Origin of the sequence: Bradyrhizobium sp. SZCCHNRI1009 (assembly GCF_032487575.1) — a bacterium.
Taxonomy (GTDB): domain Bacteria; phylum Pseudomonadota; class Alphaproteobacteria; order Rhizobiales; family Xanthobacteraceae; genus Bradyrhizobium.
This window is the reverse complement of record NZ_JAUEUL010000002.1, coordinates 1-17,674: the sequence shown is the minus strand read 5'-3', so window position 1 is coordinate 17,674 and position 17,674 is coordinate 1. Positions and strand designations below refer to the sequence as shown.

General features: G+C 60.3%; 17 protein-coding genes. 5 read left to right on the top strand and 12 right to left on the bottom strand.

The features are described from left to right. Positions 1–82: 82 nt before the first annotated feature. Together QX010_RS03670 and QX010_RS03665 are read right to left on the bottom strand one after the other, a co-directional pair. Positions 83–1,171, bottom strand: coding sequence for a hypothetical protein (locus QX010_RS03670; RefSeq protein WP_316177692.1), 1,089 nt, complete (start codon positions 1,169–1,171; stop codon positions 83–85). A gap of 224 nt (positions 1,172–1,395) precedes the next feature. Then, a complete protein-coding gene (locus QX010_RS03665; protein WP_316177690.1) occupies positions 1,396–2,631 on the bottom strand; it encodes a hypothetical protein in 1,236 nt (411 codons plus the stop codon). Positions 2,632–2,861: 230 nt separating this feature from the next. Here QX010_RS03665 and groL point away from each other — a divergent pair, with 230 nt between their 5' ends. From groL to QX010_RS03650, 3 genes are all read left to right on the top strand, one after another. Continuing rightward, complete coding sequence (groL, locus tag QX010_RS03660; protein WP_316177688.1) at positions 2,862–4,484, top strand: chaperonin GroEL; 1,623 nt, start codon at positions 2,862–2,864, stop codon at positions 4,482–4,484. 152 nt (positions 4,485–4,636) lie between these two features. Then, entirely contained in the window at positions 4,637–5,491 is an 855-nt protein-coding gene (locus tag QX010_RS03655; protein ID WP_316177687.1) for a universal stress protein, read from the top strand. Positions 5,492–5,600: 109 nt separating this feature from the next. Next, positions 5,601–6,026: a DUF2267 domain-containing protein gene (locus QX010_RS03650; protein ID WP_315805378.1), complete on the top strand. Its 426-nt coding sequence runs from the start codon at positions 5,601–5,603 to the stop codon at positions 6,024–6,026. 173 nt (positions 6,027–6,199) lie between these two features. On the opposite strand, the gene QX010_RS03645 is transcribed toward QX010_RS03650, so the two are convergent. The 4 genes from QX010_RS03645 to QX010_RS03630 form a co-directional block, all read right to left on the bottom strand. Next, the gene (locus QX010_RS03645; RefSeq protein ID WP_316177685.1) at positions 6,200–6,547 is read right to left on the bottom strand and encodes a c-type cytochrome; all 348 of its coding nucleotides are present in this window, start codon (positions 6,545–6,547) and stop codon (positions 6,200–6,202) included. Between the two features lie 163 nt (positions 6,548–6,710). Then, a complete protein-coding gene (locus QX010_RS03640; protein ID WP_316177683.1) occupies positions 6,711–7,040 on the bottom strand; it encodes a hypothetical protein in 330 nt (109 codons plus the stop codon). 75 nt (positions 7,041–7,115) lie between these two features. Further along, the gene (gene polX / locus QX010_RS03635) at positions 7,116–8,831 is read right to left on the bottom strand and encodes a DNA polymerase/3'-5' exonuclease PolX (protein WP_315805375.1); all 1,716 of its coding nucleotides are present in this window, start codon (positions 8,829–8,831) and stop codon (positions 7,116–7,118) included. Between the two features lie 67 nt (positions 8,832–8,898). After that, on the bottom strand, positions 8,899–10,242 hold the full coding sequence (locus QX010_RS03630) for a nicotinate phosphoribosyltransferase (protein WP_316177681.1): 1,344 nt from the start codon (positions 10,240–10,242) through the stop codon (positions 8,899–8,901). Positions 10,243–10,262: 20 nt separating this feature from the next. Between QX010_RS03630 and QX010_RS33035 the strand changes: the two genes are divergently transcribed. After that, positions 10,263–10,625 carry a ChaB family protein gene (locus QX010_RS33035; RefSeq protein WP_410051917.1) on the top strand — a complete coding sequence of 121 codons (363 nt, stop codon included), beginning with the start codon at positions 10,263–10,265 and terminating at the stop codon, positions 10,623–10,625. Positions 10,626–10,637: 12 nt separating this feature from the next. Here QX010_RS33035 and QX010_RS03620 read toward each other — a convergent pair whose 3' ends face one another. Continuing rightward, a complete protein-coding gene (locus QX010_RS03620) occupies positions 10,638–11,300 on the bottom strand; it encodes a phosphoribosyltransferase (protein ID WP_316177680.1) in 663 nt (220 codons plus the stop codon). 52 nt (positions 11,301–11,352) lie between these two features. Here QX010_RS03620 and QX010_RS03615 point away from each other — a divergent pair, with 52 nt between their 5' ends. Beyond that, entirely contained in the window at positions 11,353–12,480 is a 1,128-nt protein-coding gene (locus QX010_RS03615; protein WP_316177678.1) for a hypothetical protein, read from the top strand. Positions 12,481–12,490: 10 nt separating this feature from the next. Here QX010_RS03615 and QX010_RS03610 read toward each other — a convergent pair whose 3' ends face one another. From QX010_RS03610 to QX010_RS03590, 5 genes are all read right to left on the bottom strand, one after another. Next, complete coding sequence (locus QX010_RS03610; RefSeq protein ID WP_316177677.1) at positions 12,491–13,483, bottom strand: ribose-phosphate diphosphokinase; 993 nt, start codon at positions 13,481–13,483, stop codon at positions 12,491–12,493. Between the two features lie 56 nt (positions 13,484–13,539). Further along, positions 13,540–14,106 carry an HPF/RaiA family ribosome-associated protein gene (locus QX010_RS03605; protein WP_316177675.1) on the bottom strand — a complete coding sequence of 189 codons (567 nt, stop codon included), beginning with the start codon at positions 14,104–14,106 and terminating at the stop codon, positions 13,540–13,542. Between the two features lie 287 nt (positions 14,107–14,393). Then, complete coding sequence (locus QX010_RS03600) at positions 14,394–14,642, bottom strand: hypothetical protein (RefSeq protein WP_315805369.1); 249 nt, start codon at positions 14,640–14,642, stop codon at positions 14,394–14,396. A 23-nt stretch (positions 14,643–14,665) separates the two neighbouring features. Then, positions 14,666–16,114, bottom strand: a complete 1,449-nt coding sequence (locus QX010_RS03595) for a radical SAM/SPASM domain-containing protein (protein WP_316177673.1) — start codon at positions 16,112–16,114, stop codon at positions 14,666–14,668. 20 nt (positions 16,115–16,134) lie between these two features. Next, the gene (locus QX010_RS03590) at positions 16,135–17,337 is read right to left on the bottom strand and encodes a C39 family peptidase (protein ID WP_315805367.1); all 1,203 of its coding nucleotides are present in this window, start codon (positions 17,335–17,337) and stop codon (positions 16,135–16,137) included. Positions 17,338–17,674: the final 337 nt, after the last annotated feature.

The following is a 17,674-nucleotide window of genomic DNA, read 5'->3' as shown; positions in this document are numbered from 1 at the left end:
GGCCCAAGACCGCCTCGTATGTTCCCGCACCTTGACCTGCGATCCACTGAACGATCAGCGTAGCGAATACTGCACTGTTGCCTCAAGAAGCTGGCACAGCGGGATTCTTGTTACCGGCAACAGGAACACCGTGCAGCGGCGCGTAATTGGCGGCGAAATCCGAGCAGAGCTTGTTTTGATACTCGGCAGGTAAGGACGCAAGCACTGATGCGGCCGCTACCGCCCTTGCATCGTCCTTTGACTTCACGGTGAAGTAGGAGATCATTCGATGAAGTGTCAGAAAAATCGAGAAAAAGTTCCGTGTGTTGACGTAGAAGCAACGATTGCTTTTGAGCTTTGTGCCCGGCCGGTCCTGCCAGTGCCGCTGCACGATTGCGGTCCCCGCATCGAAATCGGTAACGGCAAAATTGCCGTAGCCGAGCCGAGTAAATAGCGGACGATTGCTGAGAAACTTGGTGAGGTCGAGCTGCTGTCCGCGCACAGCCCCGATCAACAACATCTGATCCGCGACAGGAATGTTCTCACGGATCTGAAATCCCTTCGACAGTTCGAGCGCGCAGACTACGTAGCGCGGAAGGCGGGTCGTTTCCATCGCCCTTCCCTGTGCGGCCGGGGTGCACAGATCCTGCCTGACGAGTTGGGAGAGATGAGCAAGCGCGCCGGATAGCCCGACCGCCTTTCCCTTCAGAAGCAAAGGAGCCGGGTCCTTCTCACGCAACGAGACTCCAATATCCAGCAGGCCGTCAAACTCATCGTCTGCGGGAAGGTCGATCTCGAGCATGGAAGACCAGCCGAACGGCCAAAGCCACATCGTTGACCGCACTTTCCCTGCGGTGTGCCACACGGCCTCGTTGAGCGTTAAATCGAGATTCCGGGGCCTGCAGCGCAGAGGCCACACAAGATCGCAGGCATCTCCAAACGAGGTTATGGTCCCCGCGATATTGCTGGCGACCGCCTGATAGCGCGGCCAGAAGTGATTCCGGCGCAGGTCGAATTCATCGTTCAGTGGAAGAAGGACAAGGTTCGCGAGCTCAATCTTGGCCCCCTGCCTGCGCATCTCACGATATTCACGAGCGGACCAAAGGAAGTGAACCCGTGGATCAAAATCGGCCGCAACGAACGGCTGCGACCAGAGGTGGACGTCAAAAACACAATAGACAACGCGCGCCATTGTCGATTTCCTCACAAGATCGATTACCTCACAAGCGCAGCATCCCCGGCATCTCGCTTCACCGGTCATCCGCAAACCATTGTCTTCTCGCGCTATGCGCGCTAGTCTCACCGCGCTGTACAGCTGGGCGACTGCCCAAATATGCCGCCAGTGCTTACCGACCAGGCGAGCAAGGCGGCAGCGATCTCCCGGGACCGGCCGCAAGGCCGGTCCTGGCTGGCTGTTCAGGTCAAGGTGAGCGGTTTCATTTGTGCAAGATCCTCGCGCCCGGCGGGCAACCGCGCAGCCTTTTCGTCAAAGTACATCCAGAGAAATTCGGTCGGCTCCAGATTGCCGGCCTTTGATTCCTTGATCGGATCGAACATGGTCGGTTCGACTCCCCATCGGGCTGCTGCTTCAATCGGTTTGACGAACTCATCCTTATCAAACCATTCTTTCAGTTCCGATCGGCACTTCGCATCAGGGGCCTTCAGCTGAAACCAGCCGAGCAGAATCCTGCCACCATTGCTCGCAGGCACGACAAGCGAGCCGAAGTATTGCCTGCCATCCGCGATCATCATAACCGGATCGAATTTGCCCCCGGCCGCACGCACAGCTTTCTGAATTATCGGGCCGACCCCATCGTTTTCTTGGACAATGCGCGCATTGCGCTCCCGAGCGCCGATCCTCGAAATACCTTGCAGGACGGCAGCCAAGACTCCGCCAAGCACAATTGCAGTGCCACACAGCGCGAGAAACGCGATCGCGCTCACGGTTGATCCGATCCCCGCAAAACGCAGCTGCAAGGAAGGAATGAGATACGCCGTCCCAAGGAACAAAAGAGTCGAGATAAAAATGCTGAGTGTAACGGACTCGGTCGCGCCGAGTTCGATTTTTGACTCCTTGGGTGCGAATAGCCGCAAAATCATCAAGAAGAACGTGCCGGGAATGACGTACGACGCGAGGCGGAGCGAAACACCGCCGACGCTCTCAGTCCCAAAAAGGCCGATGCTCATCTTCTTTTCCGCTACCAATGCGCCGGCGGTCGTTCTGCTGTCCTTCACGTTTTGGAGCGAATAACTGACACTGAACGCCAGGTTCTCGTCGCGCTCTTCGATGCTGGAATCGGCTTTGAGGCACATTCTGCTGCGCACCAAAGTCGAACCGGGCTCAACAGTGCCGAGACCGATGGTGTCTTTTACGGCGCATGTGCCGTCTGGCCCGAGGCTTCCGATCCTCAAAAACGGAGGACCAAACAAGCTAAGACCCGCGTCAATGATCCTGGCTTCGGTCGCATTCTCAATCCATATGCCGAAGCTCATCGTCTGGCCGGCGAGGATTTCATTGCGCTCGAGAACAACCGTCAACGCCGGCTTGCTGGGAGCGTCGCCCCACGCCAGGCCGGGAAGCAAGCATGTCGCCAGTTGAAGGACGATGGTCCAAAAAGGCCCATTGAGCCGAGGAATTGGAATAGAGCGCACGTCCCGCTCCCAATGAATTTCGCAGCGAGAGCTGCGCGGCGCGTTGCCGCAGCAAAGCTGATTTCTACCAAGGCTTGCAACAAGCTAGGCTTGCTCTGGGGGCAATGCAAGGCTGCTCGGCGTCCAGCCGGCCAGCCGCTCCCAGGCCTAGGCTTGATCAGGATCAAGCGTTCAAAACGGCGTCACTTCTATTTTGGTCTGATGAAAGCCGTCCTTCTGAGGAGCGATTGATGCCTCACAAGCAGGTGCTGTTTCATTCCGCGGCCCGCGAGAAGATCCTGCGCGGAGCCTCGCTGCTTGCGGACGCAGTGCGGGTGACGCTCGGCCCGAAATCAAAATCAGTACTGATCCAGAAGAGCTGGGGCACCCCGATCGTATGCAACGATGGCGTCACGATCGCCAAGGAATTCGACCTCAAGGATCCGGAGGAGAATCTCGGAGCGCAGGTGCTGCGTCAGGCCGCGGAGAAGACCGGCGATCTCGTTGGCGACGGAACAAGCACCTCCACGATCCTGGCACATGCGATTCTTGCCGACGGCGTCAGGAACGTCGTCGCCGGCGCCAGTGCCATCGATCTGAAACGGGGCCTCGACCGCGCTGCCCGCGCGACGATAGCGGCCCTCCATGCAATGGCGCGACCCGTCAGGACAAAGGCGGAAAGAGCTCAGGTCGCCACCATCTCGGCTCATAATGATCCGTCCATTGGCGCGCTGGTCGCCGATGCGCTCGAGAAAGTCGGAAGCGATGGAGTGATCTCGGTGGAGGAATCCAAGACCATCGAAACGTCGCTCGACGTGGTCGAAGGGATGAAATTCGACCGCGGCTTCCTGTCGCCCTACTTCGTGACCGATGCCGATCGCATGGAAGCGGTTCTCGAAGAGCCGCTCATCCTGTTGTGCGACCACAAGATCAGCGCTCTGCGCGACATTATCCCGCTGCTCGAACAGATCGCAAAATCGGCACAACCGCTCCTGATCATCGCCGAAGACATCGAAGGCGAGGCGTTGGCCACGCTCATCGTTAATCAACTTCGCGGCGTGCTGAAAGGCTGCGCCGTCAAGGCGCCCGGCTTTGGTGAGCGACGCAAGGCCATGTTGCAGGATATTGCAATCCTCACTGGCGCCCAGGTCGTCTCCGACGATCTTGGTTCGAAGCTTGAAAACGCTACTTTGCAGCAGCTGGGGCATGTCGCCCGTGTGGTTGCCGACAAGGAAAACACCACGCTGATCGGCAGCAAAGGCGAACGCAGCCAGATCGATGCGCGGACGCAACAACTTCGCCGCGAGATCGAGAAAACGACCAGCGAGTACGACAAGGAGAAGCTTGAGGAGCGGCTCGCCAAGCTGTCGGGCGGGGTTGCCGTTATCCGTGTCGGAGCGCCGACTGAAGCCGAGATGAAATCACGAAAAGAGGCGCTCGACGACGCCATCAGTTCGACAAAGGCGGCCGTTGCAGAAGGTATCGTGCCAGGCGGCGGGCTTGCCTTGCTTCGATGCGTCGAAGCCGTCGGCAAGGAGGAAGCACTCTGCGATGGCGACGAAAGGACCGGTGTACAGATCTTGAAGCGCGCGCTCGAGGCCCCCGCTCGCCAAATTGCTGAGAACTCGGCAACGGATGGCGGCGTGGTCGTCGCGCGCATGCTGAGTGGCGTCGGCAATTTCGGGTTTGACGCCGCGCGCAAGCAATATGTCGACCTGGTCGAGGCCGGCATTGTCGATCCCGCGAAGGTCGTTCGGACAGCCCTCGAGAACGCGGTGTCGGTTGCCGGCATCCTCCTGCTCACCGAGGCGACGATGACCGAAATCGCGGAGCCAAAGCGCGAACGGCTAGCGGAATCGGAAATGCCGGCGTGACGCTGAACCATGAAGACGGGGCTGTGCCCCCGAGCGGAGCAACAACTTTGCGGGGGCCCGCTGGGTGACGGCCGGTCATTGACTGTTGATTCAAGTCAACATGCCGCTTCATCCGACTGAGAGTATGGATTTGGTCCCGGAGTGAGGTCGTCATGATCAAGATCAACGACATTCTCGTCTACATTCCGACCGAGCAGCCACCGCAGCCTGTCGTTTCTGCCGCAGTCTCGTTGGCTGCCCGGTTCGACGCCCATCTCGATGCGATTGCAGTCGGATACATCCCGCCCAGTAGCGCGTATGTGGTCGATGGAGGCGCGGGCGCAGCGGTCGTCTCTTCAGAGATCTTCGAAATGGAGCGGCAACGCGCCGCCCAACGCAGCGCGGCCGCACTCGCCATTTTCGAGACGGAAGCCCGGAATGCAAACATCTCTCACGCAAGCCGCTCGGTCGAGGACCTGCCCGGTGAAGCCGCGTCCGCGCTCGGCGCTGCGGCCAGGCTCTATGAGCTGACGGTGGTCCTGCAGACGGACGCAACACAGGACAGTCACGACAATAGGACTGCGACCGAGATCCTGCTCCAGGCGGGCGGACCCGTCCTGTTCGTGCCGCATATTTTCCGCGGCACTTTCAAGGCCAACCGTATCGGCATCTGCTGGGATGGAAGCCGCCTTGCCGCCCGTGCTTTCAAGGACGCAACACCGTTTCTCTCTCGGGCAGAAGCGCTGGTCACGATTTCGATCAATGAGGCGCAGGTTGCTCCCACCGAGGCTTCAGCGCGAAAATTGACCGAACACATGGCTCGTGCCGGACTTACGACAACGCTGCTTGAGCTGACGGCGGAGCATTCCGAGGTTCAGCCGTCCATCCTGTCCCTGGCCGCCGACGAAAGTCTCGACATGCTGGTGATGGGGGCATATGGGCATTCCCGCCTGCAGGAAGGCATTTTCGGCGGCGTCACCCGTGAAATGCTGAAGACAATGACGATCCCGACCCTGCTGTCGCATTGAATCGAGGCCGGCATCCGTGCTCACCGGATCATGACAATGGACGTGATTTCGATGACGCCGTCGATCCGGGATGCCGCTATTCTGATGTGCCAATCTAGGAGAACGCATCATGGGCGTAACAGGTGTTACCGCGCTGGATCACACCATTCAGGAGACGAATCTCTGGCTCAAGGCGATCGAGGAGCAGCTGGAACTCGGTAGCCGTCAACAGGCCTACAACGCGCTCCGGGCTGTTCTGCATGCGTTGCGCGATCGCGTACCTCCGGAGGTGGCGACCAAGCTTGGCGCCCAGCTGCCGATCCTCCTGCGCGGGATTTACTACGAGAACTGGCATGCGGCGGGAACGCCGACCAAGGAGCGACATGCCAGCGACTTTGCTGATCACGTCGCAATGGAGCTGCCCCAGCAATTTCCCATCGAGCCGCTGAGCGTCATTCGCGGGGTGTTCGAGATCGCGTGGGAGAAGCTCGATCCCGGTGAATTTGAGAAACTGATGCACCATCTGCCGGCGCAGATCCGCGAATTGAAATCATAATCCGGGCATCTGGCCACGTCCGCCGAGCGCCCACCGACGGGAAGCCTTCATACCGGTCCAGCTGCGTGCCGCCAGACCAGTGGCGATGCCGTCAGACCGTCGAATGGACCCACGCAGCCCGACCACGTGAACTTCGATGTGCAGGGATCAACACTTTCCTGGGCAACGAGCATTCATTTCCTGACTGCAAGAACGTAGAGGTAGCTCATGATCGCGTAAACGTCCTCGTCGGAAAATTCAATTTGCGGCAGATCCCTGTGCCTCGACACCATGCCTTCCGACAGCTCCGCCTGCAACTCGCGCCGATTGAACCGGGCGTAGATATCGCGCATCGGCGGAGCATTCTCGAGCGGGCTTTCGCCAACCGATCTGATCGCATGACAGCGCCCGCATTTTTCCTGCAGGATGGCCCTGCCTCGTTGCGCTGCCTTGCTGAGGTTCGCGGCGCCCACGTTTGTCGGCCAACACGAGAGCAGCCCGACCAGGAGGCCCAGAGCCCGAACCTTGAAACGCCCTGACATGCGTCCGACTCTCCGCAAGTGATCGGCACCGGCCCGGCTTGACCGATCCGCATACCGTCGCCCGTTGCACGTCATCCAGCACGCGACAGCCAATCACGTGTCCTTCGTCCGCATGAGACGCAGCAACATGACAGCCCTGCACGTTGCTCGAGTGCAAGCGAATTCAATAGCAGACCCGCACGTAGTGCACGTGCCGCCTGTGCCGGACCGCCCGGACATGGCAGTCGCCGTATCCGTACGGTCCCCAAAACGGACCTGGCCCCCAATACGGCGCCGGTGGATAGTAATAGACTGGCCCCGGATAGCCGTAATAGGGATACGGGCCCCAGTAGCCGCCGCCGAGGGCCGCGCCGAACAGCGCGCCGGCAGCCAGGCCGCCGACGATTCCCGCGGCAACGCGGCCGTTGCGGGCGTCGGCGCCCGTGGGCACAAGCAACGCGAGGGTCAGGACAGCCGCGGTCGCAATCGCGCCAATCTTCTTCTCGAGGCTCATTTCGTCCCTCCTGTGCTGTTACGTAACAGAACGCAACATCGCGTGCGCAACGTTGCGAAGGATCAAACAATGCGGCTAGCGCTTCAGCATCTTCTTCGCCCGCGACAAGGGTTGGGTGTTGATGACGTCCGCGGCTTCGAGCCAGCCTCGGCGCGCCTGATCGACGCCGAAACGCATGTTGGCGAATCCAGCCGTCGAATGTGCGTCCGTCGAGATTGCCAGCTTGACGCCCGCGGACTTGGCGGCATGAGCATGGATATCGTTGAGATCGAGCCGGTCCGGGTCGGCGTTGAGTTCGAGATGACAGCCGCGCTCGCGCGCCGCCGCAATGACGGCTTCCATGTCGATCTCGTAAGGCTCGCGGTCCCCGATCAACCGTCCGGTCGGATGACCGATAATCGAGACATGGCGATTGTCCATCGCCCGGATGATGCGCTCGGTCTGCATCTTGCGCGAGAGCTCGAATTTGTAGTGAACGGAAGCAACGACCAGATCGAGCCGCGACAGGATCTTGTCGGGCAGATCAAGCCGTCCATCCGCCAGAATATCGACTTCAGCACCTTTCAGCACCGTAAAGCCATCCAGCCGGTCGTTCAAACGATCGATCTCATCGATCTGACGCGACAGACGTCCGGCATCGAGACCATGGGCGACAGTGACGTGTTGGCTATGGTCGGTCAGAGCCATATAGGCATAGCCCCTTGCCTTGGCGGCAGCCGCCATCTCGGCGATCGCGGCGGTGCCGTCGGTCCATTTGGAATGGACGTGCAGGTCGCCTCGAATATCGGACAGCGTAATCAGTTTCGGGAGCTTCTTTGCCTTTGCGAGCGCGATCTCGCCGCGATCCTCGCGCATCTCGGGCGGAATCAGGGGCAGCCGGAGCTTGCCGTAGATCTCCTCCTCGGTTGCTCCGGCGATGCGCCGTTTACCGGCGAAAAGGCCGTATTCGTTCAGCTTCCAGCCGTGGTCGTTAGCGAGTCCGCGCAAGGAGATGTTGTGCGCCTTGGATCCGGTGAAATACATCAGCGCGGCGCCGTAGCTTGCCTCAGGAACAACCCGCAGGTCGACGTGCAGCCCGGAGCGCAGCACCACCGCCGTCCGCGTATCGCCATGAGCAAGCACATCAGCGACATTGTCATATCGAGAGAGTCTCTCGCCGGCGGCGTGGCCGTCACGCGCCACCATCAGGATATCAAGATCGCCGACGGTGTCGCGCCTGCGGCGGTAGCTTCCGGCGACGATCACCCGTCCGTTGCTCGCGTTCGGCCTCAGATGGCTGAGGAGTGCTTCCGCTTCGGCTTCGGCCTCGGATAATCTGAAGCGCCTCTCGGCGCGAGGCTTGGCCAGCGCCGCGGCGAGCTTTTCCTCGCTCTTGGCACCGAAGCCTCGAAGCTCTCTCAGCCGACCCGACTTCACCGCGCGCCTGAGGTCCTCAAGTGACCGCACGCCCAGCTTGTCGTAGAGCAGTTTGACGCGCTTCGGACCCAGGCCCGGGAGCGCCGCGATCTCACCGAGATCGCCGGGCAGTTCACGCTTGAGTTTGTCCAGCACATCGAAATGATGGGTCGCGACGATCGTTTCGATCTTTCCTGCCAGATCCTTGCCGATACCTGGCAGCTCGGAAAGATCCTCGCCCGCCTTCAAGAGGTTGGTGATGCTCTTGGGAAGGCGCTCGATCACCCGCGCAGCATTGCGATAGGCCCGCGAACGAAACGGATTGCCGCCCTTGATCTCGAGAAGTTCGGCGGTCTGGTCGAACATCTCTGCAATTTCGGCATTCTGTACCGGCATCGATGCACCTCCGTCGCTCGACAGGCTAGAGACGGATCGAGCTGTTTCCCTTGATGCAGATCAGAATTCAGGGACGCGAGCCTATCCGGTCGGCGACAGCTGCCAGCTGTTCAAGACGGCTTGAAATCTGCACCGGATAGTGCGCAGCCGACTTGGCGGTTCTCAGCTCCGGCGGCAGTTGATCCAGTTGCCGGCGCGCGTGAGCCCGGATGTCGTGAAGTGAAGGTCGAGAGGCGACAGGGCGTCCGCCGAGCATCACAACTTGGATCAGCGTTTCCCCCTCCTGTTGGTCCTCTTCGGTCGAAAGAATGTCGGCGAGCATACGGCCATCGCTGTCATACCGGCGCCAAACCTGCTTGCGGCCGGGCCAGGTGGCCTTTCCCGGCGAGCGCTTGCGGCGCGGCAAGCCCGCATACTCCTGCAGCTTATAGGCACAGTCGAGTGCTGGCGCATCGGACGACGTGACGAGGCCCGTGCCGATGCCGATACCGTCGATCGGCGCCGCGTCCCGAGCGAAGGCAATCAGGGTGCCCTCCTCTATTCCGCCACTGACAAAGATGCCGGTGTCGTGGAGTCCGCCGGCATCCAGAATGCAGCGCACGTTCCTGGCGAGCGCAGACAGATCCCCGCTGTCAATCCGCACGGCGCTGACGGCAATTCCAAGCTCCTTCAATCGGGGCGCCAGCATGACGACCTTCCTCGCGGCCGCCTCGGTGTCATAAGTGTCGATCAGCAGGACGAGATTCTTCGGCCGGGCGCGCGCAAACGCTTCGAATGCTGCAGCTTCGTCATCAAAGGATTGAACGAACGAATGCGCCATGGTTCCATAGGTCGGAATGCCGAATGACTTCTCGGCCAGGAGGGTTGCCGTGCCGGAAAATCCCGCGACATAGCTCGCGCGGGCAGCCAGCAGCCCTGCCTCGGCGCCATGGGCGCGACGCAAGCCGAAGTCGACCAGGAGCTTGTCTGGCGCGAGCAAGACCATGCGCGCGGCCTTGGAGGCAATCAGTGTCTGAAAATGCAGGATGTTGATCAGGCGCGTCTCGACAAGCTGCGCCTCTGGCAAAGGAGCTGTAACCCTAAGGATCGGCTCGTTGCCAAAGAACACGGTGCCTTCCGGCATCGCGTGGACCTCGCCGGTGAAGCGGAAATTGGCCAGATAATCGACCAACGACTTGCTGAACTTTTCCGTTCGCTCAAGCCAGCCAAGTTCGTCTTGCGAGAACCGTATGTTTTGCAGGAAGTCGAGCGCCTGCTCCAGTCCGGCCGCCATCAGGAAGCTGCGCTGAGGCGGCAGCTTGCGCACAAAGAACTCAAATACGGCTGTATCAGTCTGACCCGATTCAAGATACGCTTCGACCATGGTCATCTGATACAGATCGGTTAGCAGCGCGCTCGGTAACGGGTCCATCGATGTTCCTCGGCGCTCACATGACGTCGGTCATCCTGTCGATTTATGCGCATTTCCTGTTTGACGCCGGTCAAGAGGCGGCAGCAAGCTGCGTCTATCCTTTCTGGTGGAAACGCCGCGGCGTCCCGAGCAAGGCGCGGCAGTTTACGTCCGAGGCACGAGCCATGCCGTATCGCACAAATATCGATCTTCCCCCTCCTGTTCGCGCGCACCTCCCATCACACGCGCAGGACATTTATCGCGAAGCGTTCAACCACGCCTTTGCCTCCCATGCGGAAGACGAACGGCAGGAGGAGATTGCTCACCGCATAGCCTGGGCGGCGGTGAAGCGATCCTACGTGAAGGTCGGCGACCGCTGGGAACCGCTGCCCCACGATCATTAGACCGCCGGCTCGTCAGGAAGCGGGCATGGATCTGTTTGATGGAAACTGTCTCAAAGTGGCAATCACCTCGTCGTCGCCGACCTGATGAAAGTCGCGATAGAAATAGCCGATCGCGCCAAACTCCTGAGGCTCATGCAGACAGACGACGGCATCGACTTCCGCATGCAATTTCCTGATGGTGTCCAGCGGCGCGACCGGGACCGCAAGCACGAGCTCTTTCGGTTCCTGCTTCCGAACAGCCTTGATGGCAGCAAGCGTGGTTGCGCCTGTCGCAACGCCGTCATCGACGATGATCGCGACCTGCCCCTTGACTTCGGCACGAGCCCGATCGCCCAGATAGCGCTCGCGACGCCGTTCGATCTCAGCACGTTCCTTTTTGCAGACGACCTCAAACTCTTCTGAAGTGACGCCGGACAGCTCGATCACGTCCTGGTTACGAATGGTGGTCATGCCCTCCCCATCCGCGATGGCACCCATTGCGAGCTCCGGCTGCCCCGGCAGCCCGATCTTGCGGACCAGCAGCAGATCGAGTGGCGCATTGAGGGCTGCTGCGACTTCCGCCGCAACCGGCACGCCGCCCCGCGGCAGCGCAAGAACGACCGGGTGCCGCCCCTTGTATTTGAGCAGAGCCTCGGCGAGTTGCCGGCCGGCATCGGTTCGGTTCTGGAACAGCATGGCAGACCTCACGCGGAAGAGGCGCAGGATATGAGCCGGACAGCCACTGCTATTGATCCGTATCAAGCTGCCGACAGCCGCGATTGGCGATAGGCATCATATGCCCGGATGGCAGAATGAACCCTGGGACGATGACGCTGAGAATAGCAGCGCGACAGCTCTTGCTCGCAAGGTGGCGTTTCTCAGCCGGCCGGACAGCTATGTCCCGACGCCCGACGCCGTGATCACGCGGGAGACCCACATGTCCTGGGTCTTCATGGTTGACGAGCGCGTCTACAAGCTCAAGAAGCCGGTTCATTTTCCATATCTCGATTTCTCCAGCCTTGAGCGCCGCGCAGACGCCTGCCGCGCTGAGGTTTCGCTGAACCGAAGGCTGGCGCCCGATGTCTATCACGGCGTGGTGCCGCTGACGGCTGCGCCGGGTGGCTACGCCATCGGAGGCGGCGGACACATCGTTGATTGGCTCGTCGTCATGCGCCGGCTCGACGAAGGCCAGACGCTCGAAGCCGGGCTTCGCGATCGCAAGGTCTCCCAGGCCCAGATCGATGGCCTGGCCAGTCGTTTGAGCCGCTTCTATTCGCATGCGCGCCGGATCATGATCAATCCGGAGAGCTACATGGTGACCCTGCAACAGGCAGTTCTTGCGGATCGGCGAGGTTTGCTCGAGCCGGCCTTCGACCTCCCCTGCGGCACCATCGAGCGCATTGCCGACCTGCAATGCCGTTTCCTGCGGCAGCGGACCGAGCTGCTGGCGCAGCGGGTGCATCACCGGCACGTCCTTGACGGCCATGGCGATCTGCGGCCGGAACATATCTGGTTGAGCCCTCCCTTCCCCATCATCGACTGCCTGGAGTTCAATGCCCGCTTGCGGACATCCGATGCTCTGGACGAAATTGCCTTCCTGCACTTGGAATGCGCCCGACTGGGAGGACTGTGGGTCGCTGAGAGGCTTCGGCGGCATCTGGCCGTCCAGCTCAATGATGACCCGGCCAGCGGACTGTTCTTATTCTATCGGATTGGCCGGGCCATGCTGCGCGCCAGGCTATCCATCGCTCATCTCGCCGACGCCCATCCACGGACGCCGGAAAAATGGCCGCGGCTGACGCGCACCTATCTCAAACTTGCCAAGGCGGACGCAGCGCAGCTCGAGCGGCAACTTACGGCGAGAGCCAGAATTTGAATTGTAGGGATCAATCCTGATACGGAAGCAGCTCCGTCAGCGGCTCGTTGTGGTGCAGCCGACGAATGGTCTCTCCGAGAAGGGGCGCCGCCGAGACGATCTCGAGCTTGTCGCGAACCGCGCCCGGCGGAAGCCTGAACGGCGGCACGCTGTCGGTCGCAATGATGCGGTCGATCGCAGGATCGGCGAGCGTCGTTGCCGCGCCCGGCATGAACAGGCCGTGCGCGACGCAAGCTATCACCTCTTCGGCTCCATGGGCACGGGCCGCCTTCGCCGCCCGCACCAGGGTTCCACCGCTGCTGATGAGATCGTCCACGATCACGCACAGCGAGTTCGCCACCTCCCCGGCGAACAAATCGCCCGAGACGACACCGGAGCTGCGATGCTTCTCCACGAACGCCTTGCCGATCGGACGGCCGAGCGCCTTCCCAAGAACCTCGCGAAGCAGGTCCGCTCGCTTGCCGCCTCCGAGATCCGGCGAAACCACGGCAATCGGCCGATCAGCTGCGATCGCCCTGATCCTGCCGATCAAGAGCGGCGCCGTGCTCAACGCGACCGATGGGCAACGGAACGCGTTCTCGAACGCGGCCTCGTTGTGAACTTCGAGGGTCACCACCGCGTCAACACCGATCGCCTCGAACATGGTCGCAAGATAACGGATCGTGACCGGGTCATTGGCCTTGGTGCGACGATCTTTTCGCGCATAGCACAGATACGGTGTGACCGCCGTCACCCGCGCGGCACCGGCATCCTTCAATGCCCCGACGAGGAACAGCAGCCGGCACAGCTTGTCGTTCGGACTCTCGTCAGGACCGCCATGGAGGCTATGCAGAACGTAGACGTCGCAGCCGGCGACAACCTCCAGCGGCCGCACCTTGTGTTCGCCGTCCTCGAAGCTGCGTTCTTCGACAGCGGCGAGACGGCATCCAAGCGCATGAGCAACTTTTTTGCCAAGCACCTCCGTGCCATGAAGACAGAACAAGCGCAGGCGATCACCAATCATCGGTTACCTCCAACGTCAAACCTGCCCGTCGTCCGCGTCCCCACTCAGCCGCCGAGCTAAGCCCGCAGCCCATGTTTCCCGAGCATTCTGACCGTGCTCGCCTGCGGTCCCTTCTCTCCGATCTCTTCGACGTAGCTGACGCGGGCGCCGGGCACGATGCTTGATCCACCCTCAACGACGCTATTGCAGTTGAAATAGACTTCGTGGCCGTCCGCGGCTTCCAGAAAGCCGAACTGGCCGCTTGGATCGATACGCGCAACGGTTCCGATGGGTTGAGGCTCATGCGTCTTGACGTCGCCCCGCATCAGTCGCGCCCGGTCCTGCAGTTGTCGACGCGCGCGTTTGAATGCGTTGTCCACGGCGAAGGTCAAGTCGTCGTACCGTTCATCCAGCTTCGGGGTACGTCCAACGTGGACCTCCCGACCGTCAGGCAGCGCCAGCCGAACGCTCACCAGATATTGACCGCCGGTTTGGTGATGACCGCCCGGACCTTTGACCATGATGCGAGCCGCAGTGATCCGGCCAAAGCGACTCTCCAGTTCCGCGACATGTTGCTCGACGGCAGCCCGGATTTCGGCGGACACGCGGATCCCTTCAAATTCAATTTGAACTGATGTTTGCATTTCCGGCTCCTCTCCCGTGTCAAACTTATTGGACCACGGGCGCGAGGAACAGCTTTGAGCAAGATCAACCTGCCTTAAGCAAGAATGTTGCGGCCACAGAACCGCTCAAGCGTGACCACCTGTATTGGCAGGGCCGTGTCACCGTCCAAGCTTCCGCCAACGATCGCACTTCTTCCGGATCCGCCAGTGTTTCGCGCAGCACACCGCGGCCAGATGCAATGACGCGCGCCTGGCCGAGGTGATGGCTGCCGATCATGCGGTCCGACGATTGGCTTCGCCGGAGTCCCTCACGCGGACTTGTTCAAGCCGCAGACGCTGTCGGCTCCGCAAAGCCAACCCTCGGGCTCCTCGTCGACCGAGATCGCATCGGCTGCCCCGGCTTCCGGTCGCTTGAAGCCGAGCATCTCGAGAAGCTGGCCGACCGTCAGCTTCTCGTATTTCAGGTTCGCTCCCTTCTGGTTCAGAACCTTGATGTGCTGGGTCGTCATCAGCTTGAAGACGTCCAGCTTGTCTTCGGGCATCTTGATGTCAGACATGACTTGATCCTCTCTCCACCTTGCTACGCACATACGACCAGTTTACGAATCTCGTCGCCAACCTTGGCCACCGAAACGGCATATCGCTTGTCGAAATTGTCGCAGTATTTATCGTTCATGCTTCCAATCTGCTGGTGAGCATGCTGGGCGCACCCGCCGCTACAGATGAGCGCAAAACGGCATGACTGGCATTTTGCCATGCCTTCAAGTTGGCGCCCCTTCCACTGATCGTCTCTGCCATTGAGCACCACCGGCCGCTCTCGATAGCTGCCGACCAGCGAGCGAGCTGCGCCAATGTCTTCCCAACATTTGTAGAGGCCGCCGTCGGGTGCGAAGATGTACATTCCCGCATTGGCCGCACAATAAGAACCGGAGAACCGGAATTCTTCCCGCTTCCGGATCGCGCTCACGATCCGGCCCGCGACGCCCGCATTGAAGCAATCCAGCGACACATTCGTTTTCGGCGCCTGCGCCAGCACGATATCCAATAGCTCGCGATCGGACCGCAGTGTCTTCCGACCATTAGCCTTGTCGTAGATGATGTTTGCATTGAGATCGAAATTCGGATTCTGCAGGAAGCCGCGCGAACCGAACAATTCGTGCAACGGTCTGAGCTCGTGGAAATTGGCGCGGCTGAAATTGAAGCGCACAACGACGCGAACGCCGGGCCGCTCCCTCAGGACCAGATCGATATTGTCCACGATCCTGTCAAAGGTCCCTCCGCCATTGGTCAGGAATCGTTGCTTGTCATGGATCGCCCGCGTGCCATCGACCGAGATGTTGAGTGAATGGATTGCGTCGACCCCGATGACGTCCATGAACCGATCGACGTCATAGCCGTTGGTAACCGCCGAGAAGCGGAAGCCTCGCGAGCTGCCGAGCTCGACGGCGCGTTGGATGACCGGAAGATTGGAAACCCACAACGGCTCTCCGCCGAACAAGGTGATGTTCCTGGACCATTGTTTGGTCTCCGACTGCTCGATCAGATCATCGATGCCGGCAAACACCGCATCGACATCGTCTCGCGACATGCTCACCTTGTCGCCGTGGCCCATGAAACAAGCGCCCGAGTCGGCACCAGGTCGATCGCTGGTCGCACGATCGATCTGCGAAAGCGGGTTTGGTCGGCGATCGATGTCGTTCTGCAGCTCCCGCTCAAAACAGTAACTGCAGCGGAAATTGCAGTCAAAGGTTGGCGCGATAACGAAATGTAGTTGCCGGCGACGTGCCTGCAGGGATCTGGAGATCTCCACCACCGCCTCTCGCTCCTCCAAGGGGGTAAGGCTCGTGATGAAGCCGCGCAGCCATAAGGCATCAAACTCGTCCTGATATCTCTGACGTATCAGGTCGAGCGAGCCTCTCTCGGTCAACGACTCGAACAGATCCTGCGAAACGAGGACCATGCCCCCGGTGTAGCCATGCAGGCCGAATACCGCGCCGTCCACAGGCGTCCAGATGCAGTACTTGCTCACGCGCAAATCCGGACACGGCATCATGTGCCTCCCATTCGGCTGAAGCTGATCGCATTGGCGTAGTTGTGATTCTTGAGGTTCTCCCAGCGAATGCTGCCCTCGCCCACGGGATATGGATCATTGATCAGAAAATAGTGCTCAGTTCCCGTCACATTTCCGGTGAGAGACGATACGAAGGAATATTGCTTCCAGCCGCGGCAGACACGCGCATGGCCCGGGAGACCGCTCTTGAACGGAATGAATTTCTGCAACGCGTCGAGGGCGTGATCGAAACTCGGAGCTTGATCAAAGGTCGGCGCCAATCGCCCTCCCGCAAAAAACTGATACGCCGAGACTTGGGCTTTGTTGGTGGCGCCCTTGGGGCCAGGCTTCATCTGTTCGGCAATTTGCTCGGGTGTCGCCGTGAATCCGAAATACGCCAGGATCATCTGCGCGGATGCGACCGCGCAATAGACAGGCGTAATCTGCGCAAAGAGAGGAACCGGCAGGATCGAGGATGCGATCGCCGGCGGCGTCGCAGCAAAGTAGGCCTGCAGCGTCTTATAGTCGGAATCGTCAAACTTGATGTCCGGCAGATCACCGCTTTCCGGCAGAATCCCAGACACGATGCTGCGAATCATTTCTCGCTCGCTCTGGCCACGTAGCGGCTCTGGCTCCGACACGTCGAGAAAACCGAGCTTCTGAGAGTCCAAGATCGAGTGGGGAATGAGCCCGTCGATGCTATCCAGCAAATCGACCGGCGGCGGACTCGGAGCGAGATCGGTCTGCGTGAGAACCGATCGATCATAGTAGTCGACGATGAACGATGCGGGGTGACCATCCTTGACGTAGGAAACGCGAACGCCGATCTTTGCGTACGAATATGCGACGAAGGAATGGCTGACGAGGGTTGCGTCCGGCGCGATCTTGTTCATCGCTTCCGTCGCGATCTTGAGTGCGTTCGTGTCGGACAGCTGCCGCGACGGCGGCTCGAACGCCCAGGCTGCGGATTGCAGCCTCGTGTCCGCCGTGCACCTGATGACGCCGACGAGTAGAGCCTGTTGATAGAAGCTGAAATCATAGAATGCCGGCGTGCCGGTCAGATCAAAAATAATGATCGGGTTTGGATCGAGGTCCGAGCCGAAAAACCGCGCCATTTGTCGATCGGCGATATCCGGAGCGCTTTTCGAAGCGGCGTGGAACATCGCAACCGAGCGTGCCTGCTCAACTGGAATGGTCGCCATCTCGCCTCCCCCGCCGTCCAACCGCTCGGGTATTTGAAATCACAAGTAGAATGTATGATTTGATTCAAATCAAAATAGAGTCGTCATTTCCTTGCGCTCTCGATGGCCGTTTCAGATTCGCCTCATGGCGGACGCGACCGGATGGGTCGACAATCCATCATGCCACGCAGATCCTCCGGCGAGACACGATCTCACGCTCCCGTGGCGCGCAACGCCCAGGTGATGCATTCGTCATGTCGCCCTGAAACGAGAGGGCGCGGGGAAGGCCGGACCTCGGCTGAGGCCCGTGGCCCGCCTGCTCAAAAGAATGCAGGCGGCAGGTACCACAGGTACAGCC